Below are 24216 nucleotides of genomic sequence, written 5' to 3'. Positions count from 1 at the left end.
CCGCTTCAATCAGGGAGCGCCGGCGTTGCCGGCGCTCCTTTGTTTTGGCGGGCAGGTATTATGCAATCGCTCCGTGCAGGACCGCATCGGAGTTTTGAGAGGACACAGTATGGCTCGATCCACCATTGCCGACTACCTTGTGTACGACACGCCGGAGCGCCTGGCGCAGGCGGCAGCCGAGGTCTTTACGAAGTACGCTGCGGACGCTATCGCGGCACGCGGCGTGGCTCGTCTTGCGATCTCCGGTGGCAGCACGCCAAAACGGATGTTCGCTCTGCTGGCGACTGAGCCCTTTGTCTCGCAGATTGCGTGGGACAAGCTCCATCTTTATTGGGTGGATGAGCGCTGCGTAGCGCCGGACGATGCGGAGTCGAACTTTCGCATGACCTACCAGGAACTGCTGAGCAAGGTTCCACTTCCCGCCGGAAATGTCTATCGCATGGAAGGCGAACTTAATCCGGAGGAGGCAGCATCGCGCTACGAGGCGACGCTGCGCAATACCTTCCGGCTCGAAGGCGCACAGGCTCCCGCATTCGATCTGATCCTGTTGGGCATGGGCGATGACGGTCACACGGCATCGCTGTTCCCGCACACCGACGCGATCGACGCGCTCGGCCGCCTTGTGGTCGCCAACCATGTGCCGCAAAAGGATACATGGCGCATCACGTTGACGTGGACCGTGATCAACCAGGGCAAGCGTGTCGTCTTTCTGATCGAGGGTGCGGCGAAGGCGGAGATCCTGCACGAGGTACTGCTGGGCGGTTATGATCCGGAGCGATTGCCCGCACAGTTAATTCGCCCGGAAAACGGCCACGTTGGCCTGCTGCTGGATGCAGAGGCCGCACGCCGCCTGCCGAAGAGCGGTACACACGATGATGCAGAGACAGGAACGCTGGAGCTTACTCGATGATTCTTGCAGGAGATGTGGGCGGCACCAAGGTTGACCTGGCGCTGTACAACTTTGACGGTGGCAAGCTGAACATTGTCCATACCAAGAAGTTTCCGGCAAGCGGCTATGCCAGCCTGCAGGACGTGGTGCTTGAGTTTCTGAAGGATCCCGAAATCGGAGAAAAGGTGGACGGGCAGGTTGTCGCAGCCTGCTTTGGCTGCCCCGGGCCGGTGAAGGACGGTCATCTGAAGCTGACCAACCTGCCCTGGGAGCTGGATGCCCGCGACCTATCGAAGATCCTGAACATCGAGCACATCTTCCTGATCAACGATCTGGAGGCGAATGGTTACGGTATCGCCGAGCTCGGACCGGACCAGGTCTTTGAGCTGGAGGCTGGCGATAAGTCGGCGCTGGGACATCGCGCACTGGTATCCGCGGGAACCGGCCTCGGCGAAGCCCTGCTGGTGTACAACCCGATTGCGCGCCGCCATATTCCGCTGCCCAGCGAGGGCGGACATGTCGACTGGGCTCCACGTAATCCGCTCGAGATCGAGATGTTGATCTGGCTGCAGCAGAAGCTGAAGGGCCGCGTCTCTTCCGAGCGTGTGGTCAGCGGCCTGGGGCTAAAGAACATCTACGAGTTCCTGCGGGATGGCAAAAAGATGGAAGAGCCTGCGTGGCTCCGGGAGCGCATGGAGACCGAGGATCCGAATTTTGTCATCGGCACGACGGGCGAGGACGGCTCGTGCGAGCTGACCGCAAAGGTGCTGGAGATGTTCTCGGCGGCGTATGGCGCGGAGTGCGGCAACATGGGGCTGAAGCTGCTGGCGTCGGGCGGCGTCTATCTGGGCGGCGGGATCCCACCGAAAATCCTGAAAACGCTGAAGTCCGGACCGTTTCGCCAAGCATTTCTGGATAAGGGCCGCCTGTCGCCGCTGCTCCACACCATTCCGGTGCGGGTCATTCTGGAAGAAAAGTGCGCTTTGATCGGCGCGGCAGCTTACGCTGAAGCGCGGGCGGCAGAGATCAGCGGGCACAGCGAGCGGGCGGCCTCGCAGCCCTAAGCCCCGAAAGACCGGTTCTGGTACGTTCCTTTCCCGCCAGGACCGTGTTTTTCTCGGTTCCCTCCCGCTTTTCATTGCAGGGAATCCAACTTGTGGGCAGAATGGAAAGGAAGCAGCACAATTTTAAGTAGGCAGCACCTCACGCGCGGACCAAAGCGCGGTTTTCCCTTTGGTATTCGTATCGCCTCGGCTAGTTCCGGGGTCATCCTGTTTCTGTGTCGGGATAAGAGAGCCGGAAACTATGCACCTCCTGCACATTCAACATGTGGTGTTCTTGGCGCTCTGCATGTTGCTGATTCTGACGAATGCAGGCATGTATCGCGGCATTGGCGGCGTCGGCAAGTTCCTGCTCTATAACGTCTGTCTGCTCATCGCGGCAATCGCCGTGCTGTTGCGCGGCCAGATCCCCGATCCACTCTCGATCGTGGGCGCAACCGGCACGTTCTTTGTGGGCTATTACGTCCTCATGCTGGGCCTGGAAGATCTCTTCGGTCGCAGGCGCGGCCAGCGTTTCGTTCAGGCTGCACTGGTCGTTCTGGGGCTGATCGCAGTCGTGCAATACGGAGTTATCACCCCCAACACGAGTCGACGTCTCCTCCTCTTCAGCCTGGTGCTGGGCCTGCAGCAATGGAATGCCGCAGGCGTGATCCTCTTCCAATCCCATCGGGCCAAATGGAAGATGGGCCTGCCGATGGCGGTGATGCTGTTCCTGCTGGGCTGCGGCAATTTCGTCCGGCTGGTGGGCATTCACAGTACGGGTGCGCCCTCAAACTACCTGGAAAGTGGCTTCTTCCTGCAGTCGATCGTGATCTTCACCACGTGTCTGCAGTGCGGCATCATTGTGGCCTACGTCTGGATCACGATGGCTCTACTGCGGCAGGACCTGGAAGTGCAGGCTTCAACCGACTCGCTTACGGGGCTGCTGAACCGGCGGGCAATCGAGGTCGCTGCAAATCGTGAGCTGCAGAAGCTGCGCCGAAAGAGCACTCGTGTGTGCGCCCTGGCGATGGATCTGGATGCGTTCAAGGGCATCAACGACGAGCATGGACATCGTGGAGGAGACGCTGCGCTGGTGGCAGTGGCAAATTGCCTGCGCTCTGCTCTGCGTCCGGATGACCTGGCAGCGCGTGTTGGCGGCGACGAGTTCCTGGTGATCCTGCCCGCAACCAACCTGGCTATGGCAGAAGTGATTGCCGAAAAGGTTCGCACCTGCGTTGCCGATCTTGAAATATCCCACGAGCAAGCCGTGTTTCGGGTCACCACCAGTGTTGGCTTCGCTGAGCTCACGGATGATTCGTCCGCAAGCTGGGATCAGCTGATGACCCACTGTGACCGGGCGATGTACGCGGTGAAGCGCAGTGGTGGCAACCAGGCCCTGACGACTGCCGTGTGACGACTCGCCAGATCGTGCATTTCGGGATGACGGGATCTACGCCTGCACGACGTCATACACTGGTTGCCATGCGAATTGGTCTTCCCCTGCTGGCTATGCTGTTTGCCGCAGCGCCAGTCACGGCGCAGCGCCTGTCCTCAAATGTGGTTCCGGAACACTACGCGCTCCACCTGACGCCTGATCTGAAGTCGGCCACCTTCATCGGTGAAGAGACGATTGATGTCACGCTGGCGCAGCCCTCCAACACCATCACGCTGAATGCGATCGAGTTGAAGCTGACGAGCGTGAAAGCTCTGCCGCAACGCAGTGGCGAAGCGCAGGCCCCGACCATGGGGCAGACCGGCACCGTCGCGTACGACGAGACAAAAGAGCAGGCCACCTTCACCTTCGCGAACCCGCTCCCTGCGGGGAAGGTGACGCTGTCGATTGCCTACACGGGGATCCTGAACGACAAGCTGCGCGGCTTCTATCTTTCGAAGACAGCCAAGCGCAACTATGCCGTGACGCAGTTTGAATCGACCGACGCGCGACGTGCCTTCCCAAGCTTCGATGAGCCGGCGATGAAAGCGACCTTCGACCTGTCGCTAACTATCGATAAGGGCGATATTGTCATCGCGAACACGAACATGTTGAGCGACAAGCCCGCGAGTGGTGGCATGCATACGCAGACATTCGCTACCACGCCGAAGATGTCGACTTATCTGCTGGCCTTCCAGGTGGGCGATTGGGTTTGCACGAGCGGCAAGGCGGACGGCACGCCAATCCGCAGCTGCTCGACGCCGGACAAGATTGCGCTGACACCCTTTGCGCTGCACGCCGCCGAGCACTTTCTGCATTACTACAACCAGTATTTCGGCGTGAAGTATGCGATGCCGAAGCTGGACATGATTGGCATCCCCGACTTTGAAGCGGGGGCGATGGAGAACTGGGGTTGCATCACGTATCGCGAGACGGCTCTGCTGGTCGACGAGAAGGCATCGCTCTCCGCGAAGAAGCTGGTTGCGGTCGATGTTGCGCACGAGATGGCGCACCAGTGGTTCGGCGACCTTGTGACCATGCAGTGGTGGGACAACCTGTGGCTGAACGAAGGATTTGCGACATGGATGGAGTACAAGGCTGTCGATGAGTGGCAGCCGACGTGGGGCATGCGCGAGGATGCAGCGCTGAGCCTGAACCAGACCATGAACCTGGACGCAGCGCCCACCACACGCGCGATCCGCAGCAAGGCAGATACGCCTGCGGAGATTGAAGAGCAGTTCGATGGCATCTCGTACGGCAAGGCCGGCGCGGTCATCGGCATGGTGGAGCACTATGTGGGCGACGCCGCATTTCAGCGCGGACTCCACAACTACATGCAGACACATAAGTTTGGGAACGCCACAGCCGAAGACTTTTGGAATGCCCAGACCGCGGCCAGCGGTAAGCCCGTGGACAAGATCATGGAGAGCTTTGTAGCCCTGCCGGGCGTGCCGCTGCTGACCTTCGAGGCGCAGGGCAGTGGCAAATACAACGTCTCCGAGTCGCGCTTCTATCTGTCGAATCTGGCTTCGGCGAATGATTCGAGCGGTGCGGCGAAGATGCCCTGGACCGCACCCGTTTGCTTGCGTGGCGGATCGTGCCAGGTGGTGCAAGAGGGTGCGGTGAGTGTGTCACCCGCGGGTCCCTATGCCAACGCGGATGCGAAGGGGTTCTATCGGAGTAACTACGATGCAGCATCTCTGAAGTCACTGATCGCAACGGCGCCCGGGCTGAATGCGCCGGAGCGCATCGGCCTGCTCGGAGACCGCTACGCGCTGATGCGTTCGGGGCAAGGATCGCTTGGTGGGTACCTCGATCTGGTCGGAAGCCTGCGCGCTGATTCCAACGCCCAGGTCGTGCAGCAGGCGTTTACGGGAACTGCCGCGATCAGTTCACGGGTCGCAACGGACGCACAGCGTGATCTTTTGAAGGCCTGGATACGGCAGCAGTTCTCGCCGGTGTACCGCAGTGTGAAGCCCACGCCGGCGGAAGCAGCTCGACGTGCCGAGCTATTCCAATTCCTTGGCGTGTCGGACGACACCGCGGTGATTGCTGAAGCCAATAAGATTACGCAGGGTTATTTGCGTGGGGACCGCTCGGTTGAGCCGGAACTGGCCTCGAATGCCCTGGATGTCGCCGCATCGCATGGAGATGCGGCGTTGTACGACCAGATGCAACGCTTCCTTGAGACAACGACCATCCCTACGGAGAAGTCTCAGGCGCTGAATCTGCTGCCGCAGTTCACGAACCCGGCATTAGTCAACCGGACCATGGACTATGTCACCAGCGGCAAGGTCCGAAACCAGGAAAGCTGGATTCCCATGGTCATTCTTCTGCAACAACGGGATACGCGTACGGCCGCGTGGGAATACATGAAGAAGAACTGGGACAAAGTTCATGCGCAGTTGACGGTTGCGAGCGGGAACCGCGTGGTTTCGGCTACCGGATCGTTCTGCAGCGCGGAGGAGCGTGCCGACGTGCAACAGTTCTTCGCGGCACACCCTGTCACGGCGACGGAACGGGCGTTGCGGGATGCGCTGGGGAACATCGACAGCTGCGTAAAGTTTCGTGCACAACAGCAGCCGGGCCTGCAACAATGGCTCACCAGCACAACTATTTCCCGATAAGTCTGCGAGGGTAAGCGGTGGAACCAGAGGACGCGTATCAGGGCTTCTCACCGTCTGCTTACGGCGCCGCCCCGGCATACATGCCGCCGGCTCCCGCTGGTGCGGGCATGTCGGGCGCGGCACCACAGCTGCGGCCCCTGTCGACGGGGGAGATTCTCGATCGCACGCTGGCATTCTATCGACGGCGCTTCTGGCTGTTCGCCAGTATCGGGGCTGTGCCCGCCGTTGTTCTGACGCTGTCAAGCATCGCGCGTTTGATTGTGGCCGCATACCGGCACTTGCCGACGGCGTTGTCGCCGGGAAGCCGGCCCGACGAACTCGCGGGGGCAATGGGCAGCTTGATGCTGATGCAGGTGTACTTCCTGCCGGCGACGCTGCTGTTCCTGGTTGCCTACGCGATCTCACACGCAGCGACGGCCGATGCGGTGAGTCGCATCACCCGTGGCCTTACTGCCGGGGCAGGGGAATCGTATCGCGCGGTGAGAAGTCGCTGGCTGCGTTGGAGCGGCATCGCGCTTCGACAGCTCTGGAGTGCGATCTGGCCGACAAGTATCGGCGCGGTCCTGCTCTTCGGTGGCATCGCTCTCTCCGCACGGGCCCGCAGCCCGATGCTCACAGCGCTGGCGGCGCTGGCCGGGACGATCTGCGTGATCGCCGGTGGAGTCTTGGGCATACTCAATTTCCTGCGAAACGCGCTGGCCACTCCGGCGGGCGTTGGCGAAGACCTTGGCGTGAACGCTTCGTTGCGACGCTCAAAAGAGCTGGCCGCCGGGCGTAAGGGGCGCATCTTCCTGGCGTTGCTACTGGTCTATGTGTTGCAGATGGTTGCCGGTGGCATCCAGATCCCGCTCGTGATGATTGCCACAAACTCTCGGGGCGCGGAGCACCTGCTTCTGCTGGCAATCGAGCTGGTCGTGGGCTTTGTGGCCGCGATGCTGGTCGCGCCCGTCGCTTCGATTGCGCTTTGCCTGATCTACGTGGATGAACGCGTGCGTCGCGAAGGGTATGACATCGAGGTGCTGATGCAGCGCAGTCTCACCGCTGTACCGGCAGAGTCATTCGAGGCCTGAGCCATCGCATGCGCACCCTGACGTTGGCCGGCCGTACCATCGCAGTCGCACTGCTACTGTTTGCTGCGACGCACGGTGCGAGCGCGCAGCCACAACTCCCGGCAATGGTGCCGCACGCAGGCCTGGCGCCATTACGCGATGTCTCCCCGACGGCCTATCGCGAACACCTGAAACGCCTGCGTCAGCTGGTGACAGATTGCGGTCGCGTCGTCACTGCGTGTGACGCTGCAGCAGTGGGCGATGACGACCGCGTTGCACTGCCCGATGGCACGCATGTGGCGGAGCGTTATGGGTGGCTGCGAAATCTGCTGGATGACAGTAATGATCCAACGCATCGATTGCGTGGTGAACTGCTGCCGCGCGCAGCCGAGCGGCTCGCCGAGCAGGAAGCGGAGATCGATGCGCTGCCAAAGGCGATTGCGCTTACAGCGAGGGAGCGAGTCTCTCGAGACGCGGTGCTCGCCCGTAAGGAGTTTCGGACGACCGCGGCTGAGTACTCGCTGACGGAGCGCATTGGTTCGTGGATCTCGCGACAGATATCAAAGTTGTTTCGTGGCGTGTCCTCTCTCGGCCGCATGGCTCCCTGGCTGGGTACGGCGCTGCAGTGGGGAACGGTGATCCTCGCCGCGTCGCTGCTTGTGTTGTGGGTGCTTCGAGCGCTGGATCGTCAGCGCATCGCGCTGGGCAGGTTGGGTGGCGAATCGGCGCGCGCGCAGGCTGATGCGGAATCGCGTGCATGGGCTGAAGTGGCGCGTACGCATGCTGCAAACGGCGAATGGCGTGATGCCGTGCACTGTCTCTATTGGGCGTCGATTGTGGCACTGGAAGACCGTCGCACGTTGCGCCGCAGCGGGACGCGTACACCGCGTGAGGCTTTGCAGTTGATTGCTCCAGCGTCGCAACTACGTGAACCTCTGCGCGCCCAGACTGGTGCGTTTGAGCGCATCTGGTATGGTCAACAGCCAGCTGCCGAGTCGGACTATAACGAGGCGCTGCAGCACTATGAGACCCTGCATCCGTCCGCCCGGGAGTTGCGCGCATGAGCGGAAGTGCCGATCGCCGGATCGTGCTGTGGCTGCTCGCGGCAGTGGTGGTCATTGTGGCGTTGACGGCGTTCGTTGCGCCGGTCACGCACGACGACGATCCTATGCCGACGACCTACAACTCCGGCACGCACGGGGCCAAGGGAGCGTTCGTGCTGATGGGTGAGCTTGGCTATGAGGTTTCGCGATCCGACGTTGCTGCGACAACGGCACTGGATGCTGCTGATGCTCCGCACACAACTTACATCCTCGCTGAGCCCTATGCGCCGGCGGAGGGCGAACAGAAGCAGCAATATGGCGCGGTGGAGCGCTTCCTGCAGCGCGGCGGCCGTGTCCTCGCTACAGGTTTTCGTGGAGCGTACTTTCTGCCGGGCGGGCGCACCGGCAAGGCGACACAATTCGTTGGCGAGCTCTGTACCTCCGTCCCGGAAGGTGCCGATGCGCTTGCGCAGGTGGGTGCCGTGTCCACCTACGACATGTCCCCTTGGAACGCGCCGGAGCCCGCAGTCCGCGTGGATCAGCGGTGCGGCAGCGATGCCGTGGTGGTTCACCGACCATATCCACATGGAGGTGAAATGGTGTGGTGGAGTTCGTCAGAAGCGATGACCAATCGCGGCATCGCGCAGGACAGCAGCCTGCATCTGCTATTGCTTTCGGTCGGGCCTGCAAAGGGTGCCGGCGCGCGTCGCGTGATCTTCGACGAGTTTTACCATGGCCAAAACGCGGCTGCCGCGGACTACCTGAAGGGGCTGCCGCTGCGATCCCTGGCGGTGCAGGCTGGTCTGGTGGTCGTGCTTCTGCTCTTGAGCTACAGCCGCCGTAGCGGTCCCATCCGCGAGCCACTCCATGTGCCGCGCACCTCACCGGTTGAGTTCGCGCAGAATATGGGGGCGCTCTATCAACGTGCGGGGGTTACGGAGCCTGCGACCGAAGCTGCTCGCCGTAGACTGAGTCGATTTCTTGTGAGCGTCTGCGGTCTCACGCCAGCGACCGCGAACTCGGATGCACTCGCTGTCGCAACCATCGTGGGCGATCGTTTTGGCATCGATCCGCATCCGTTGCAGCGGGTACTGGAACGGGCCGATACAGCGCGCTATGACAAGCTGAGGCCGCGTGATGCGCTGACGCTGGTGCAGGCGATCGACCGGGAGATTGCTCGACTTCGCAAGGCCCTTCCTGCGAACGCAGACAATCTGTCAGGAAACCGAATGATCAAAGTGGAGACAACGTGACTTACGAGACAAGCCCATCACTGGAACTGTTCCGCAGCGGACGCGCCGAGCTTGGGAAGGTTCTGGCTGGACAACAGGAGCTGGTGGAACAGGCGCTGCTGACGCTGCTGTGTGGCGGACACGCGTTGATCGAGGGTGTGCCCGGCGTAGCGAAGACGCTGGCCGTGAAGACGCTGGCACGCTTCCTGGCGCTGGACTTTCGCCGTGTGCAGGGCACGCCGGATACGATGCCCGCGGACATCCTCGGAACGAATGTCTTCTCGCCGAAGACGGGCGAGTTCTCGCTGCATCGCGGACCTGTGTTCACACAGTTCCTGCTGGCCGATGAGGTGAACCGCATGCCGCCACGCACGCAGGCTGCCTTGCTGGAAAGCATGGAAGAGCGGCAGGTGACGCTGGACGGTGACACCCATGTACTGGACGGGTACTTCACTGTCTTTGCGACGCAGAATCCTCTCGAGTTTGAAGGGACGTATCCGCTTCCGGAGGCGCAGCTCGATCGTTTTCTGATGAAGATCCGCGTGGACTATCCGTCGGCCGTGGAGGAGCGTACGGTGCTGGAACGGCATCATCGCATCACTGCCGGACAGCGACTTGAGGATACAGAGATTGCTCCGATGAATGCGGGTTTGTTACAGGCTGCGCGCGAGGAGGTGCGTGCCGTAAACGTTGAGCCGGCACTCTTCGACTACCTGCTTGCGGTGGTGCGAAGGACGCGCGAGTGGCCTGCGTTATCGCTGGGCGCATCGCCGCGTGCGGCAGCGATGTTGCTGCTGGTGGCGAAAGCCTATGCTGCTCGCGACGGACGTGCGTTTCTGTTGCCGGATGATGTCAAAGCTGCAGCAACACCAACGTTGCGGCATCGTCTGATGTTGAAGCCTGAGGCAGAACTCGAGGGCTTCAGCACAGATCGTGTGGTCTTCGACATTCTGGCAGCGGTGCCGTTGCCGAAATAGGCGCGGATGCAGACGCTGATTCCAACTCCGGTAACGCACAGGGCGCGGGCAAAGGGCAGGCGGCTGGGCCGCGCGCTGGGCTTCGGCCTGACGCCGCGCGCGTTGCTGTTGCTGGGCGCGGCAATCCTTCTGGCCGTGCCAGCATTTTTGCACGGAAGCACGCCATGGTTGATGTTTGGCGTGGACGCGCTTCTGTTCGCGGCGATGTCTGCGGATGCGGTGCTGCTGCCAGCGCCGGAACGTTTTGTATTTACGCGAACATTCGTGCATGCACCCGAACTCGGCCATCCCGTGGACATCGAGATCACTGCTGTGAAGTCTGCAGCAGGGCTGCACAGCTTGTTGGTGACGGATGATCTTCATGCGTCAATGCTGCATCTGAAAGGGCCGGCGCGCGGCATCGCTTACCCGAACGAGCCGACTGTGATTCGCTATGCTGTGACACCGTCGGCGCGGGGGGATGTGGCGCTTGGTCAGTTGTACGTTCGCTATCGAAGCGTGCTTGGACTTGCGGAGCGATGGGCTATCGCGGACCTGCGTCAGACGGTGCGCGTGTATGCGTCGGGTGAGGGTACAAGCGAGCAGTCAGACCTGTTCCTGATGCGTGCCCGGCAGATCGAACTTGAGAAGCGGCGGCTGAGGCGCATTGGTCTGGGTCGTGAATTTGAAACAATGCGCGACTACCAGACGGGCGATGAGATGCGAAACATCTCGTGGACAGCGACCGCGCGACACAACCGTCTGATCACGCAACAGTTCACCACGGAGCGGTCACAGCAGGTGTGGATGGTGATTGATGCCGGCAGATTATCGCGTACGGCGTTTGAGCTTCCCTGCGAGGGCGCTGCACTTGATGTTTCGACGAGTGTCGTGACCCAACTGGATCAGGCGACCTCGGCGGCAGGGCAACTGGCACGCGTGGTGGCCCAGTCGGGCGACCGGTACGGGTTGCTGGCGTATGGCCGTGGTATTCAACAACAGTTGCTGCCGGGCTCGGGTGCGCTGCACCTGCGACGGATGATCGATGCGTTGTCGCAGGTGCGCAGTGAGCGCGCGGAGGCGGACCACATGCTGGCGTCCTCACGGCTGCGGCAATTACAGCGGCGGCGTGGGCTGGTGCTGTGGGTGACGGAGATGACCGAGTCCGCAGGCAGGCCCGAGATTGTTGCAGCCGTCATTGGCCTGGTGAAGCGCCATCTCGTCGTTCTGATACTCCTTCAGCATCGGGAACTGGAAGCGCTGGCAGGCAATGCACCGGCTGATGCGCGTGGCATGTATGCTTCGGCGGCGGCGCAGGAGATGCTGGAGCGACGGCGCATCACGGTTGCACAGCTCCGTGCGAGTGGCGTGTTGGTCGTTGAGACAAGCGCTGCTGGCGTGGCGGCAGCCACGATCTCCAAATACCTCGAGATCAAGGCTCAGGGGCGGCTCTAGGCAGCTCCTGCAACGGCTCCTTCTGGCAGCTCTTGAGAGTTCTCCCCGCGAGCGCGGCCACCCTCGCTTAGCCAGTAGGCGAGGCATATCAGCAGCAGGGCGCAGACGGAAAACTTTACGGCGCGTGGTGCGGATGTCGGCGATAGGAATGCTTCGAGAATGCCCGCGACGAAGAGCATGGGAATGGTTCCGGCGAGCAGTCGGACGGCCTCGCCACCAGCCTGCGCAAGGGCATTGCGGCGCGACAGTGACCCCGGAAAGAGCAGACCGCTTGCGATGCGAAGACCAGCGCCGCCGGCGATGAAGATGCTTGGCAGTTCGAGTGCACCGTGAGCCGCGACGAAGCTCCAAAGGTCGAGTGCCATGCCATGCTGCCTGCATGCGGTGGCGATGATGCCAACGCTCATGCCGTTCCAGAAGAGCATGAAGATCGTCGGCAAACCTGCGGCGATGCCGCCCGCGAAGACCATGAATGTGACGGTGATGTTGTTCGTCATGATAAAGCTGGACTCTTGCGGCTTCGCGCTGACAACACTCTTCGTCCACATCTCATGCCGCTCGATGGTGGCAACCATCTCTGGGCCCAGTGTTGCACGCATAAACTGCGGCCGTGCGATGGACTCCAGCGTTCCCAGTAGAGCCCCGAGGAGGCAGAGTGCGAGCGAGGCGGCGACGTAAGGCCATAGTCGCCGGAAGAGGCGTGGGTAGTCCACCGAAAGAAACCGCCACACACTCAAGATGCTGGTGCGCTGGCCGCTGTAGACATGGTTGTGTGCTCGGGACACGAGCCGATTTAAATGCTCGGCCAGGGGCTGTGCTGTTCGGTCCGCACGGACGGCGGTCAGGTCAGCGGCAGCTCGGCGATAGAGCAGGCCGAAGTCACGAAGATCCTGTGCGGTCATGGCCTTCAGGCCGCGCGTTTCCACCTCGCGGGTGAGTGCATCGAGCCGCTCCCAGTCTGCACGTCGCACCGCGATCCAGCCGTTGGAGACCATACACTGGATGCTACCGGAGACCTTTCGTCACGTGAACAGCCAAGGTTGGGGAAGCGAATTTACCGTGCCTTCCGAAGTTGTGGAAGAGCACGGCATTGAGACGCCGGAGCAGGTTGAGCTGCGCTTTCCGCTGGCTGGGCTTGGCAGTCGCTTCCTCGCGGGTGCTCTGGACTTGCTAATACAGTTTGCGGCGAACCTCGTGCTGGTGCTGATCCTGGTCCTCGCCTTTAGTGCGGGTATGAAGGCGGGCGCGCTCGACCATATGTCGTCCACTGCGGCGAAGTGGTTCACTGCAGGGGTCATCCTGTTTTATTTCGTCCTGTACTGGGGATACTTTTCGCTGTTTGAAGCATTTCGCAACGGTCAGACGCCGGGCAAACGCGCACTGAAGATCCGGGTGATCAAGGACAGCGGACGGCAGATTACGTTCTTCGAGGCGCTGGCGCGAAACCTGCTGCGCGTGGTGGATGCGGTGCCGGGTATGTATCTCGTTGGCGTCATTTCGATCCTTTGCACGCGGCAGAACAAGCGGTTGGGCGACCTGGTCGCCGACACCATCGTGGTGCATGAACGCACGGATGAGTTCGGCGGATACATCGGTCTGCCGGTCAGTCGGACATTCCCTTCGAACTTGTACGGAACGCCTGCGGCTCCGGCACCTGTGGCGATCGGCATTGCCGCGGACCGCCTGACTCTTCTATCCGCCGATGACCTGCATGTCACCGACAGCTTTCTGGCACGCGCGCCGGCATTGCCGATGGAACGGCGTGCGATGCTTGGGTCGAGACTGCTCGACGCACTGTGCGTGAAGATGGGTGTGCCGGTGCCAACCGACGTGCCGCCCGAGCGCACGCTTGAGGCGATCTCGTATGCACTCCGCAGCCACGGGGTCGGCTGAAGAGAGCTATTGGAGGCGAAAGCGTTCCAGCATTAATCGCTGGAAGCGCGGCTTCCAGATAAGGTCGTACGCGAGCTCTTTACCGGGGAACATGCTCAGTGCAGCTTCGCGACTGTCCGCAATCATTTGAGAAGCTTCCTCGATCGTCAGCGAAGCGTCCTGTGCGATGACCTGCATGATCATGTTCATCATCATCTGCAGGCGTCGCAGCAACTTGCGCTCTTCCGCGATGCGTTCGGTTTCGGTCCGCTCCGGTATCGGCAGGTCTGCTGAGGATGAGCGCTGAGGTTCAGTCATAAGTCCGCTCCTTTGCTGCTAGAAGGCGCTAACGATAAGACGCAAGAATGCGGGTCTCGATGCTTCCATCGGCGCTCAGCAGGTACTGGACGGCACCCATGTCATCGGTTCGTGATGTGTGGACATGCGCTGCCTGTAAGCGTTCCAGTATCGGTGCGCGCGGATGGCCAAAGCGGTTTCCAAGACCACAGGAGATCACTGCTGCGACGGGGTGAAGGGCGCCGAGAAATTCCGCGGAGGTCGAGGTGGTACTGCCGTGATGGCCAACCTTTAGGAGAGTGACTGGCAAGAGGTGCGCGGCGACCATTGCGGACTCGGAGGTGCGCTCCGCGTCGCCTTCGGAGAGGACAGAAGACTTTCCATAGTCGATGCGCAGCACGAGGGAGTCGTCGTTGGTCGATGGCTTTCCAGACGGCCCGTTCGCTGCAGGACTGAGCACGCGAATGTCAGTGCCACCCCACCCATTTCGATCACCTGCATGAAGATGGCGCACCGTGATTTTCCGTGCTGCCGCCGCGCTTAAAAGCGCACGAAGCTGTGTTGAATCGGCATCAACACTGAGCCATAATTCATGCGGCTGGAAATTGCGCAGAACGGCGAGTGTGCCTCCGATGTGGTCACTATGGGCATGGGTCAGCACGAGCGCGTCCAGTCTGCGAAGGCCGCGTGACCAGAGATAGGGCGAGACGACTTCTTCTCCGACATCGAAGGTGTTCTCATCCGATGGCGCGGCGGTTCCCGTGGGGCCACCCGCATCGATCAGCATGGTCTTTGCATCGGGTGAGACGAGCAGCAGCGAATCACCCTGGCCGACGTCGATCGCGGTGAACTCCAGGCTGCCCGGATGCAATCGTGGCGCGTGCGGATAGAGAACGAGCAACAGGCCTATCGGGACGAGAGCGAGAGCGGTCAGTCCAGCGCTGCGCGCTGCAAGATGCAGGAGATAGATCGCGGCACACCAAACGAAGAATGCTATCCATGCAAACCGCAACTCCGGCGAGGGTGTGCGCAGATCGGCTGCATGGAAGCTGCTCAACCGATGGATGAGGAACGTGACGGCATGAAGCGACAGCGCCGTTAGTGCGGCAGGCGGGACTGCCAGCACCGGATGGATCAGCGATGCGAGGAACGTCGTAACGGCGCAGGCCATCAACACGCCGACCAGCGGCAGGGCCAGCAGGTTGGCCGGCGCGGCGAAGGGCGTGACGCGATGGAAGTACATTGCCATAGGCAGTGCCATGACGATCTCTGCAACCAACGTGATCAGGACAAGTTCGCACAGCATGAGTGCGCCGCGCATGAGCAGCGCCGGCATCCCTTGCAGCCACGTCGTCCGTGTTTGCGGGAGCCGTCGTGAGGCAATGGAGCGGCCGAACCAGCGCAGCGCCACGCGCATCTGCGTCAGGCGAGGCTGCAGATACGGATCGTTGCGCACCGTGCCGATGTCGCGCAGAGCGCGTGCAAATGGCGCCACGGTACGTTCGCTGATCGGGATGGCGATGCCTGCGATCGCGAAGATGGCAAGCACCGTCATCTGAAAGCCTGCCTCCGCCAACGCGTCCGGACGCAGAGCCAGCATGACCAGGATGGCGGCCCCGAGCGCGTTGAGCGCACTGCGCTGGCGGCCTATAAGCCGAATGAGCAGGTAGACAGACGACATCAGCAGCGCTCGCTGCACGGGCTGACCGAAGCCGGTGAGGAAGGCATACGCGGAGGTCGTAGTGACCGCAAGCAGAGCTGATGCCCATCGCGGTACTCGCATTCGCTGCAGCGCTCCAAACAGTGCAGCCATCAGCACAGCGACATGCATGCCTGCCACGACGAAGAGATGAAACGAGCCTGTGCGTTCAAAGGCGGTGCGGACGCTTCGCTGCAACAAGGTGCGGTCGCCGAAGAGCATGGCCGTCAGCATCGCCATGTCACTGGACGTGAGCCGCACAAAGCTTGGCAGACCGGCAAGCGCAGAGCTTCGACTTAGCTGTGACAGACGCGTGGAGGACCACTGCTGCGCTGCTGCAAAACGGCAGCTTGCCGGGATGTGATTCTGTTCCAGCAAGCGCACTGTCGCTGTGTTGACTGAGCTTTCGGCTGTGATACCGCATGCCTGCAACGCATCCGCGTAGGACCAGACGCCCGGGTCAAGGTAGCGTTGCGGCGCATGCAGTCGCACTGTTGCTCGGATGGTGGCACCGCAGGGGACATCGACGTTGCGCTGGTCCTCGCGATGCAGCAGTGTGAGAACGGCGCCACCGCGCAGGGCTACCATGCGTGACACATCCGGTGTCACGTCCTCTATCGCGAGCACCTGCACTTCCAACACCTCGGTCGCCTGCCGCGAGGTATCGCGACTCTCAGCGTCATTCGCTTCATCGCTCTTTGTCCCCGACGTGGTGACCTCGGAGCCTGCAGCACGCGGCGGGAGATGTCGAACCGACACGACGCGAGCCTCCATCGTTCGTTGCAGCTCGTCCTCGTAGCGCAACAGAGACGCGTCCTGCACACTGGGTTGAAGAACTGCATTGGCCCAGCCAAGCGCAACCCAGAGTATGCCGGTGGTGAACCATGCAAGCCGAGGTACGCGAGTCCTCGCAACGAATGCGATGGCCAGGAAGGCGCAGCAGACCAGGATCATCTGCGAGGCCGGCTGCCACCGGTTGCGGCACAGGATTCCCGCGGCGAAGCAGACGGCCAGCAAAAGCATGGGATTGTTACGTAGATGCAGCGGTGCAATGCGGGAGAAGCGCGCGGGATGCGCCGGGGTCTCTGGCAGCAGAAGGCTGTGTGCGCCGCGATCTTTCGTTGCGGCGCGTTCGGTCATCCGGCAGGCCTCCTCGCGGGGCCGTCAGAGACGGAAGACCGCGATGGTTTCGGTATGAAAGGTCTGGGGAAAGAGGTCGAGCAGATGCAACGTTGTCAGAGTGTAGCCGGATTCTAGCAGTGACCTTGCGTCACGCGCGAAGGTTCCTGCGTCGCATGAGACATAGACGATCTCACGCGTGCCAGTTCGGGCCAGGGCATTCACCGTCGGGGCACCAAGGCCTGCGCGTGGCGGATCGAGCAGTACCAGATCGGGACGCTGCGCGATGCGTGGTGCTTCTTTCTGTAGGAAGTCGCGCGTTGTACTGCGACGTGCCTGGTGCTGAGGTCCGCACGCGCGAAGATGCGCTGCAAGATCGCTTGCGGCAGGTTCCCCGATCTCGACCGCGATGACCTGATCGAATCGCTCGGTCAGGGGCACAGAGAAGAGGCCGGCGCCAGCGAAGAGATCGAACGCGAGTGACCCTCTACGATCGCCAACGACGAGATCCACCATGGTTGCGGTGAGGAAGCGATTCACCTGGAAGAAGGCGTTGCGCGTAATCGCATAGTCCCGGCCTCGTACAGAGTAGGTGAGTTGTTGCGAGCCCCAGCGTGCGATTTCAACGCGAATGCTCTCCTGTACGCGGCGCGTCTGCTTTGGATCGGGTGTGCCGCCGACGGATAGTCCTGCACCGATGAGTTGTGGGTGCCGCGCATGCAATGCTTCGCACAGAGCGCGCAGGTGGCGCGGCGCATCACGTTCGACAGTGCCAACCGTTGCATCGAGCTGAAGCGACAGCTGCACACTTCGTTCTTCGCTGTCGCAGAAGAATTCGATGGTGCTCGTGGCTGTGGGCCACTGCACGGTACCGATCCGGACCAGGTCGCGAGCCGTCATCGCCATCTGTAAGAGTAGTGGAGACGCGATGGGACACATGCCGATAGGCAGGAATTCGTTGCTCGCTCTTCGGCTGTAGCCGATTTCGTTGCCGTCGACACGCAGGCGGACACGGTTGCGATAGTGCCAAGGTTTGGCTGCGTGGGCCTGTATCTCCGGCAGCGTCGCGACGCCGGCACGCTTCAGCACGTCAAGTAGCATTGCCTGCTTTGCCGTCAGTTGCGATGCCTGCGGCAGATGCTGCAGCTGGCAACCACCGCACTCTCCAAAGTGCTGGCAGAGCGGCACGGTACGCTCCTCGAGGGCACTGGTGATCGCGGTGAGGACGCTCTCTGGCGAACTGTGTTGAGGCTTCATCCGAGGCTCATGTAGAAGAGGCTCAGACGTGGCAGGCCACGCGCCTCCATCAGGCGCTTGTGCAGGAACTGCTCGGTCACCTGCTTCAGTTGCACGGCACTCATCTTCCCGCGGTAGGGGGCAAGCTCGCGCGCTGCCTGTGCTCGCAGGCTTACCGTTTCGTTTTCCGTGGCGCCTAACGTCAACGCGGCGAACATGCGTTCTTCCAGCGCGGTCAGCGTGCCTTCGAGCGCTTCGTTATCGGGCTGCTGCTGCATCGCGACTTCCGTCGCCATCGCGCGCAATTTTGCCGCGATGCTGCTGATCGTTTCGGCGGATGCAGAGGGCAGGGAAGCGGCATCGAGCGCATCAGCATTTGCGTGCAGATAGGCAGCGACACGAGCGGCTTCAAAACCGCTGTCCTGCGGTTCCTGTGCGGATGGCTTTGCTCCGCCGATGGCTGCTTCCAGCATCTCCTCGGTCGTCTCCATCACGGACTGCGCGACCCATGCCAGACCATTCACTTTGCGCAGACGGCCGCCGGCCCTTTGCGATCGCTGGTCGTACTTGTCGAAAGCGTTGTCGATGCCGCGCAGCACGGCTTCGAGAGGAATGCCTGCCTCGCGCCATGTTTCGATCAAAGCCCAGTCAAGCGTGCTCAGCAGCAGAATGCTGCCGCGGCGCGCCTGGAAGCGTGTCTCGATTTCCGTAAAGTAATTGAAGTAATTCTGCACTGCGCCTTCTTGCGGGTGGTGATTGCGGATGTTATTCGGCGCGGTTCGCATGGTGTTGTGAGTTGGCCTGCGCGCGGCGCCGGACGCGGTCCTGATTACGCTCGTAGATCAGGCGTACACCGTCCAGCGTCAGGTTTTCGTCCACGTGCTTTATCGTGCGCGAACTTTCCGCCAGCAGCTTCGCGTAGCCGCCTGTTGCGATGACCTTTGTCTCCGGCCCAAGCTCCGCAATCATGCGGTCACAGATGCCGTCGATGAGGCCGACGTAACCATAGAAGAGGCCGATCTGGATGTTGTCGACCGTACCCGTGCCGATGACCTTCAACGGCTTACGAATGTTGACGCGGCTCAGTCGAGCGGCCGAGTTGAAGAGCGCATCCGCGCTGATGCCGAGGCCCGGCGCGATGGCTCCACCCAGGAACTCACCGCGCGCGGAGATGACATCGAAAGTGGTGGCTGTGCCCAGATCGACGACGATGGTTGGTCCACCGTAGCGCTCGAAAGCTGCGACGCAGTTCACGATGCGGTCTGCGCCGACCTCTGCGGGATTATCCGTCAGAACCGGAAGGCCGGTCTTTACGCCGGGTTCGACGAAGAGCGGCTTCATGCCGAAGAGCTTCTCGATCACATCGCGGAAGAGGGAATCAATGGGCGGCACCACGGATGAGATTGCGATGCCGGTGACTGTCTGGATGTCGACGCCGTCCATCGTGAACATGCCGCGGACGATCATACGAAGCTCGTCCAGCGTGCGCTGAACGGGTGTTGCGATGCGCCAGCAATGCGTCTGCACAGCAGGTGCTTCGGGTGTTGCGGGCCGGTAAAGCCCCATGACGGTATTGGTGTTACCTACATCGATCGCCAGCAGCATTGGGCGCTCCTCTGCTTGTCGTCGGTTGTTGTGATCTACAACTCGCGAACGCCGCCGTGCCTTACTATGCGCGTCTCGCCGTCGTCACATTGGACGCGCAGCAGACCGTCCGATGTAAGCCCAGCGGTGGTGCCAGTATAGCCTTCGTCCTCGGCCACGCGGACGTGCTTGCCGCGCGCCCACGTGCTACGTTGCTCGAACCGGTCATAGAGCGTGGTGTCGGGGTATTCCAGCTCTGTGTGAAGAGCCAGGAGGAGGGTGATGGCCAGATCTTCACGGGAGACGGTGTGTCCCCATGCTCGCTTGAGTGATGTTGCAGCTTCGGAGAGATCAGGGGGAAATTCCGCCTGATTGAGATTGATCCCGATTCCAATGGCCGCGTGTCGCAACGACCCGTCAGGTGTGAGTGCAGACTCCGTCAGGACGCCGCCGCACTTTCTGCTCGGGCCATGGTCCTCCGCGATGACCAGGTCATTGGGCCAGCGGAGGTCAATGCTGCGCCCGGTGACCGCATGGATGGCATCGGCTGCGGCGATACCGGTCGCGAGCGATAGCTTGAGAGCTTCGTTGCCCTTGATGGTGGGTCGCACGAGCACAGTGAGATAGAGCCCCCGATCGGGCTCGGAGTGCCATGAGTGGCCACCACGACCTCGGCCCGCGGTCTGCTCATCCGCGAGGTAAACCTGTCCGGCCTCGGCCCCAACCTGCGCATCGGCCAGCGCGCGCGTGTTCGTGCTGTCAACGGTGGCGAAGTGATGCAGCTTGCCATGGAAGATCGTGCCGCGCAGAGCGGCGTCCAAGCGTGCCGTGTCAAAGGTGCTCATCTCGTCTAGTAAACGTCAGCGGTGATGCGCATGCTGAGATCGACCGCAACGGAGGATCGCGTCAGCGCGCCAACGGAGAGGAAGTCGACGCCGGTCTCGGCGTACTCGCGCGCGGTCTCGAGCGACAGGTGTTCGGCTACTTCCAGCAGGACCTTAGGAGCTTCCGCGTGCACCGTCTCGACGACATCAGCGACTTCCTTCGGCGACATGCCCACGAGCAGCAGGACGTCTGCGCCAGCCTTAATGGCGGCCTCGACATCTGCGCCATTCGTGACTTCTACCTCGATCTTCTGGCCGGGCTTGCGGCCCCTGGCGGCGAGCGCCACAGCGTTTGCGACGCCACCGGCAAGGGCAAGGTGGCTCTGCTTCAGCATGATGCCGTCCTGCAGATCCAACCGGTGATTCTGGCCGCCGCCGCAGGAGACAGCGTACTTGTCCAGCAGACGCAGGCCCGGAACGGTCTTGCGTGTGTCGAGAACTTTGGCGCGGGTGCCGCGTGTCTGCTTTACGAAGTCGTTGGTCAGGGTGGCGATGCCGCTCATGCGCTGCATCAGGTTCAGGATCACGCGCTCGCAGGACAGTATGGCCGCAGCGGAGTGGCGGATGACGGCGACCGTCTGGCCTTTGCGCACGCGGACACCGTCGAAAATCTCTGGGTGGCTGATGACCTCATAACGTCCGGGGCCTTTGTGGCCCGCGCGGGTCTGCATGGCGCTGAACGCGTCAAAGACGGCGCAGATCACGCCCAGGCCGCAGATGATGCAGTCCTCACGCACCAGGATGGTGGCCGATGCGCGTTGTGCCGGGTCAATGGTAAGCGCGGTGGTAACGTCGCTGGTCGCCTTGTCTTCTGCCAATGCGGCTTCCATCACCGCCGCGATTTTTCTGCTCTTCCAATCCATGGTTCGTCTTCCCGTTCACAATCCTAAGCGCGCAACGCGCATCCTACGAGAAACGTGCGCGGCGCGCAAAAGCGGCGTGTGCGCCTTCTTTCGAGCGAGCCCAGATGATTCCGTTTCCCATCGACGTCCCATTGATGCGCCAGGCCGCAGTACTGCTGCTTCTGGCCATACCGATTGCATGCATGAGCTGGACCGTCACGCATGAGGAGGTCTTTCGTGAACCGAGGGAGTTCTGTAAGGAAAAGAGTCAGCAACCGGGACCGCTGCCGCGTCGCAAGTTCTTTTATTTGTTTACATGCGAGTACTGCTTCAGCCACTATGTGACCGCTCTGGTTCTCATCTTCACGCGATACCAGCTGCTGTACAGCGGCTGGCGAGGTTACGTGCTTGCGGAGTTCGCGCTGGTTTACACGGCCAACATGTATATGAGCCTGTACAACCGCTTAAAGCTCGATATCAAGCACGAGAATGTCGCGATTGCGGTGGAGCAGAAGCAGGCTGCGGAGACGAAATAGGTCCGAAGATTTGTTTCGCAGTGCGATCCGACGACCTTCGTCACACAACGTAAGCAGAGGACAAATAAGTTCTTTGCTATTTAGCGGAACCTGGAGTAGGGTTGTACTTGATCGTAGAACTCCGATCTGGTTTGTATTGCTTGGTCCGCCTGTACTCGCAAGACTCTACCAACGTGTTCGGCGGTACAACAAGCTCTTCTGAGCACAAGGAATACAAAATGGAACAGGGAACAGTGAAGTGGTTCAACGATGCTAAGGGATTTGGATTTCTGAGCCGCGCCAATGGTGAGGACGTTTTCGTCCACCACACCGCGATCCAGAGCAACGGCTTCCGTTCGCTGCAGGAAGGTCAGAACGTGACCTTCAATGTAGTCAAGGGACCCAAGGGCTGGCAGGCTGAGAACGTCACCGCTGCGTAAGTGACGCTCTCTTCTTGAGAGTTTTTAGAAAGGCGGCCTCCGGGCCGCCTTTCTTCGTTTCTGATTGCTTTCCCGCAACGACGTTGCGAGGATGTGAGCATGAAGAACTTCGCGCAGCAAACTGTTCGCCTGGTCGTCGCGCTGATGTGCGGCGTTCTGTGTCTGCTGGCCGCTGGCACAGCATATCGACTGAATACGCAATTCTCGCGATTTGCGGTTGCAGTCTTTGGACTGGCGTGGTTCGCACAGGCGTATGTCTTGCGGAATCAGATCCGCACCGTGCGCGGGTGAGCTCGACCTCTGCCGTGAAGGCCTAGTGCTGATGTCTCGCCTCTGTGAGTGGGCTTACGTTCGCGAGCGCCTACGCAGATCGCTCTGCTCGCACGAGACGAACTTATGACGACGGGACTGTCACAAGGAGGTCACCCAATCACGCGGTTCTCGATCGGCCGCGTCTATGTGTTCGACCGTGCATCCAATAGCCTCAAGCGCTTTTTCTACTCAGCACCATGGAGGTGGCATGGCTTTACAGCATTCCGATGCACTGGTTTTCTACGGTGCAACCGGCGACCTCGCATACAAGAAAATTTTCCCGGCACTGCAGGCGATGGTGCGGCGAGGTTCGTTGAATGTTCCGGTGATCGGTGTGGCGAAGGCCGGCTGGGGACTCGACCAACTGAAAGAGCGTGCCCATAAGAGCCTGCAGGAGCATGGCGGCGTGGATGATGCGGCCTGGGCGAAGCTCAGTGACCTGCTGCGCTATGTCGACGGTGACTACGCGGATGACGCGACGTTCGCGGAAGTCCGCAAGCAGCTCGGCGATGCGAAAGCTCCCGCACACTACCTTGCGATTCCGCCGTCGATGTTTGAGACGGTGGTGAAAAAGCTCGCCAGCAGCGATTGTGCCTTAGGTGGCCGGCTGATTGTGGAGAAGCCTTTCGGACACGACCTTGCTTCGGCGCAGAAGCTGAACAAGATTCTTCTCGAGGAATTCGACGAATCCTCCATCTTTCGCATTGACCACTATCTTGCGAAGGGGCCAGTGCACAACATGGTCTCGTTCCGCTTCTCGAACAGCTTTCTGGAGCCCCTGTGGAATCGGCATTTTGTCGAGAGCGTGCAGGTCACCATGGCCGAGGACTTCGGTATCCAGGGCCGTGGCGCCTTCTATGACCAGACGGGCGCGATACGGGATGTGATCCAGAACCACATCTTCCAGGTGATCTGCAATCTCGCGATGGAGGAGCCTGCGACCAAGGACAGCGAATCCATCCGCAACGAGAAGGTCAAGGTCCTCAAGTCCATCCCGGATCTCAAGCCGGAAGATGTCCTCCGCGGCCAGTTCACGGGCTATCACGATGAAAAGGGAGTCGCTCCGGATTCGCAGGTAGAGACGTTCGCTGCGTTGCGCTTCTCGGTCGATAACTGGCGCTGGAGTGGCGTGCCCTTCTATATTCGCGCCGGCAAGAATATGCCCACGACGTGCACGGAGGTCATGGTGCGTTTGCGCCGGCCACCGGTCACGGCATTCAGTAGCGGAATCGGTCCTCAAAACTACATCCGGATGCGCATCAGCCCGGAGACGACGATCGCGCTGGCTGTGAGTATTGCGGCCGCTTCGAACAAAGACCCGCGCCGTGGTGTTGAGATGGTGGCGACGAGGCACCCAGGAGCTGAGGAGATGGAGGCGTACGAGCGCGTGCTCACAGACGCCATGGCAGGTGATCCTACGCTGTTTGCCCGGCAGGATTATGTGGAAGAGGCATGGCGGGTCGTCGATTCGCTGCTGCGCACCATGCCGCCGGTGAAGCCGTATGAGCCTCATACTTGGGGCTCGAGCGACGAGGCGATCATGCCGCCCGGTGGTTGGGACAATCCAAAACCCGAGGCCTCGGATGACTTTCGTTTGATCGAAGGCTAGGGGGGAAGGCTAAAGGTACAGAGCGGGTGCCCCACTCATGACGATGGAACGGTCATGAATGGGGCCTGGGTTGCGGGTCGA

At 61.2% G+C, this 24216-nt stretch carries 22 protein-coding genes; 14 read left to right on the top strand and 8 right to left on the bottom strand.

Annotated features, from left to right (window positions below):
- Positions 1-109: 109 nt before the first annotated feature.
- The 9 genes from pgl (at position 110) to BLW03_RS05750 (ending at position 11726) form a co-directional block, all read left to right on the top strand.
- On the top strand, positions 110-910 hold the full coding sequence (pgl, locus tag BLW03_RS05790) for a 6-phosphogluconolactonase (RefSeq protein ID WP_074652760.1): 801 nt from the start codon (positions 110-112) through the stop codon (positions 908-910).
- Entirely contained in the window at positions 907-1953 is a 1047-nt protein-coding gene (glk, locus tag BLW03_RS05785; RefSeq protein WP_074652759.1) for a glucokinase, read from the top strand. The genes pgl and glk overlap by 4 nt, the downstream gene beginning before the upstream one ends.
- 286 nt (positions 1954-2239) lie before the next feature.
- Positions 2240-3346, top strand: a complete 1107-nt coding sequence (locus BLW03_RS05780) for a GGDEF domain-containing protein (protein ID WP_212733143.1) — start codon at positions 2240-2242, stop codon at positions 3344-3346.
- Between the two features lie 68 nt (positions 3347-3414).
- Positions 3415-5991, top strand: a complete 2577-nt coding sequence (locus BLW03_RS05775) for a M1 family metallopeptidase (protein WP_074655797.1) — start codon at positions 3415-3417, stop codon at positions 5989-5991.
- Between the two features lie 17 nt (positions 5992-6008).
- Positions 6009-7061, top strand: coding sequence for a hypothetical protein (locus tag BLW03_RS05770; protein WP_074652757.1), 1053 nt, complete (start codon positions 6009-6011; stop codon positions 7059-7061).
- 8 nt (positions 7062-7069) lie between these two features.
- Complete coding sequence (locus BLW03_RS05765) at positions 7070-8104, top strand: DUF4129 domain-containing protein (protein WP_074652756.1); 1035 nt, start codon at positions 7070-7072, stop codon at positions 8102-8104.
- The gene (locus tag BLW03_RS05760) at positions 8101-9336 is read left to right on the top strand and encodes a DUF4350 domain-containing protein (RefSeq protein WP_074652755.1); all 1236 of its coding nucleotides are present in this window, start codon (positions 8101-8103) and stop codon (positions 9334-9336) included. Before BLW03_RS05765 ends, BLW03_RS05760 begins: the two co-directional genes overlap by 4 nt.
- Positions 9333-10292 (top strand): AAA family ATPase, encoded by a 960-nt coding sequence (locus tag BLW03_RS05755; RefSeq protein WP_074652754.1) that lies wholly within the window; start codon positions 9333-9335, stop codon positions 10290-10292. Before BLW03_RS05760 ends, BLW03_RS05755 begins: the two co-directional genes overlap by 4 nt.
- A gap of 6 nt (positions 10293-10298) precedes the next feature.
- Positions 10299-11726, top strand: a complete 1428-nt coding sequence (locus BLW03_RS05750) for a DUF58 domain-containing protein (protein WP_074652753.1) — start codon at positions 10299-10301, stop codon at positions 11724-11726.
- Here the strand turns inward: BLW03_RS05750 and BLW03_RS05745 are convergent.
- On the bottom strand, positions 11723-12721 hold the full coding sequence (locus tag BLW03_RS05745) for a stage II sporulation protein M (RefSeq protein WP_074652752.1): 999 nt from the start codon (positions 12719-12721) through the stop codon (positions 11723-11725). The genes BLW03_RS05750 and BLW03_RS05745 overlap by 4 nt on opposite strands.
- 64 nt (positions 12722-12785) lie before the next feature.
- Between BLW03_RS05745 and BLW03_RS05740 the strand changes: the two genes are divergently transcribed.
- The gene (locus tag BLW03_RS05740; protein WP_244501975.1) at positions 12786-13619 is read left to right on the top strand and encodes an RDD family protein; all 834 of its coding nucleotides are present in this window, start codon (positions 12786-12788) and stop codon (positions 13617-13619) included.
- Between the two features lie 6 nt (positions 13620-13625).
- Here the strand turns inward: BLW03_RS05740 and BLW03_RS05735 are convergent, their stop codons facing one another.
- From BLW03_RS05735 to nadC, 7 genes are read right to left on the bottom strand one after another with little or no spacing between them, the layout of a single operon-like run.
- Complete coding sequence (locus BLW03_RS05735) at positions 13626-13916, bottom strand: hypothetical protein (RefSeq protein WP_074652751.1); 291 nt, start codon at positions 13914-13916, stop codon at positions 13626-13628.
- Between the two features lie 28 nt (positions 13917-13944).
- A complete protein-coding gene (locus BLW03_RS05730; protein WP_083350352.1) occupies positions 13945-16734 on the bottom strand; it encodes a ComEC/Rec2 family competence protein in 2790 nt (929 codons plus the stop codon).
- Positions 16735-16758: 24 nt separating this feature from the next.
- A complete protein-coding gene (locus BLW03_RS05725) occupies positions 16759-17970 on the bottom strand; it encodes a class I SAM-dependent RNA methyltransferase (RefSeq protein WP_074652750.1) in 1212 nt (403 codons plus the stop codon).
- On the bottom strand, positions 17967-18734 hold the full coding sequence (locus BLW03_RS05720; RefSeq protein WP_074652749.1) for a hypothetical protein: 768 nt from the start codon (positions 18732-18734) through the stop codon (positions 17967-17969). Before BLW03_RS05720 ends, BLW03_RS05725 begins: the two co-directional genes overlap by 4 nt.
- Positions 18715-19554 (bottom strand): type III pantothenate kinase, encoded by an 840-nt coding sequence (locus BLW03_RS05715; RefSeq protein ID WP_074652748.1) that lies wholly within the window; start codon positions 19552-19554, stop codon positions 18715-18717. The genes BLW03_RS05720 and BLW03_RS05715 overlap by 20 nt, the downstream gene beginning before the upstream one ends.
- 35 nt (positions 19555-19589) lie before the next feature.
- Positions 19590-20378: a biotin--[acetyl-CoA-carboxylase] ligase gene (locus BLW03_RS05710; protein ID WP_074652747.1), complete on the bottom strand. Its 789-nt coding sequence runs from the start codon at positions 20376-20378 to the stop codon at positions 19590-19592.
- A gap of 5 nt (positions 20379-20383) precedes the next feature.
- Positions 20384-21280, bottom strand: coding sequence for a carboxylating nicotinate-nucleotide diphosphorylase (gene nadC, locus BLW03_RS05705; protein ID WP_074652746.1), 897 nt, complete (start codon positions 21278-21280; stop codon positions 20384-20386).
- 104 nt (positions 21281-21384) lie between these two features.
- On the opposite strand from nadC, the gene BLW03_RS05700 reads away from it, so the two are divergent.
- From BLW03_RS05700 to zwf, 4 genes are all read left to right on the top strand, one after another.
- Positions 21385-21795, top strand: a complete 411-nt coding sequence (locus BLW03_RS05700; RefSeq protein WP_074652745.1) for a hypothetical protein — start codon at positions 21385-21387, stop codon at positions 21793-21795.
- 218 nt (positions 21796-22013) lie between these two features.
- The gene (locus BLW03_RS05695) at positions 22014-22214 is read left to right on the top strand and encodes a cold-shock protein (RefSeq protein ID WP_014784908.1); all 201 of its coding nucleotides are present in this window, start codon (positions 22014-22016) and stop codon (positions 22212-22214) included.
- Positions 22215-22313: 99 nt separating this feature from the next.
- Complete coding sequence (locus BLW03_RS05690; protein WP_074652744.1) at positions 22314-22505, top strand: hypothetical protein; 192 nt, start codon at positions 22314-22316, stop codon at positions 22503-22505.
- Between the two features lie 229 nt (positions 22506-22734).
- Positions 22735-24135 carry a glucose-6-phosphate dehydrogenase gene (gene zwf, locus BLW03_RS05685; RefSeq protein ID WP_074652743.1) on the top strand — a complete coding sequence of 467 codons (1401 nt, stop codon included), beginning with the start codon at positions 22735-22737 and terminating at the stop codon, positions 24133-24135.
- Positions 24136-24216: the final 81 nt, after the last annotated feature.

Source organism: Terriglobus roseus, assembly GCF_900105625.1.
GTDB classification, from domain to species: domain Bacteria; phylum Acidobacteriota; class Terriglobia; order Terriglobales; family Acidobacteriaceae; genus Terriglobus; species Terriglobus roseus_B.
This window is presented reverse-complemented; position numbering and strand designations above follow the sequence as displayed.

Coding starts and splice junctions, on each gene's coding strand:
- pgl (WP_074652760.1), top strand. CDS start 110: ATGGCTCGATCCACCATTGCCGACTACCTTGTGTACGACACGCCGGAG.
- glk (WP_074652759.1), top strand. CDS start 907: ATGATTCTTGCAGGAGATGTGGGCGGCACCAAGGTTGACCTGGCGCTG.
- BLW03_RS05780 (WP_212733143.1), top strand. CDS start 2,240: ATGTTGCTGATTCTGACGAATGCAGGCATGTATCGCGGCATTGGCGGC.
- BLW03_RS05775 (WP_074655797.1), top strand. CDS start 3,415: ATGCGAATTGGTCTTCCCCTGCTGGCTATGCTGTTTGCCGCAGCGCCA.
- BLW03_RS05765 (WP_074652756.1), top strand. CDS start 7,070: ATGCGCACCCTGACGTTGGCCGGCCGTACCATCGCAGTCGCACTGCTA.
- BLW03_RS05760 (WP_074652755.1), top strand. CDS start 8,101: ATGAGCGGAAGTGCCGATCGCCGGATCGTGCTGTGGCTGCTCGCGGCA.
- BLW03_RS05750 (WP_074652753.1), top strand. CDS start 10,299: ATGCAGACGCTGATTCCAACTCCGGTAACGCACAGGGCGCGGGCAAAG.
- BLW03_RS05745 (WP_074652752.1), bottom strand. CDS start 12,721: ATGGTCTCCAACGGCTGGATCGCGGTGCGACGTGCAGACTGGGAGCGG.
- BLW03_RS05735 (WP_074652751.1), bottom strand. CDS start 13,916: ATGACTGAACCTCAGCGCTCATCCTCAGCAGACCTGCCGATACCGGAG.
- BLW03_RS05730 (WP_083350352.1), bottom strand. CDS start 16,734: ATGACCGAACGCGCCGCAACGAAAGATCGCGGCGCACACAGCCTTCTG.
- BLW03_RS05725 (WP_074652750.1), bottom strand. CDS start 17,970: ATGAAGCCTCAACACAGTTCGCCAGAGAGCGTCCTCACCGCGATCACC.
- BLW03_RS05720 (WP_074652749.1), bottom strand. CDS start 18,734: ATGCGAACCGCGCCGAATAACATCCGCAATCACCACCCGCAAGAAGGC.
- BLW03_RS05715 (WP_074652748.1), bottom strand. CDS start 19,554: ATGCTGCTGGCGATCGATGTAGGTAACACCAATACCGTCATGGGGCTT.
- BLW03_RS05710 (WP_074652747.1), bottom strand. CDS start 20,378: ATGAGCACCTTTGACACGGCACGCTTGGACGCCGCTCTGCGCGGCACG.
- nadC (WP_074652746.1), bottom strand. CDS start 21,280: ATGGATTGGAAGAGCAGAAAAATCGCGGCGGTGATGGAAGCCGCATTG.
- BLW03_RS05700 (WP_074652745.1), top strand. CDS start 21,385: ATGATTCCGTTTCCCATCGACGTCCCATTGATGCGCCAGGCCGCAGTA.
- BLW03_RS05695 (WP_014784908.1), top strand. CDS start 22,014: ATGGAACAGGGAACAGTGAAGTGGTTCAACGATGCTAAGGGATTTGGA.
- BLW03_RS05690 (WP_074652744.1), top strand. CDS start 22,314: ATGAAGAACTTCGCGCAGCAAACTGTTCGCCTGGTCGTCGCGCTGATG.
- zwf (WP_074652743.1), top strand. CDS start 22,735: ATGGCTTTACAGCATTCCGATGCACTGGTTTTCTACGGTGCAACCGGC.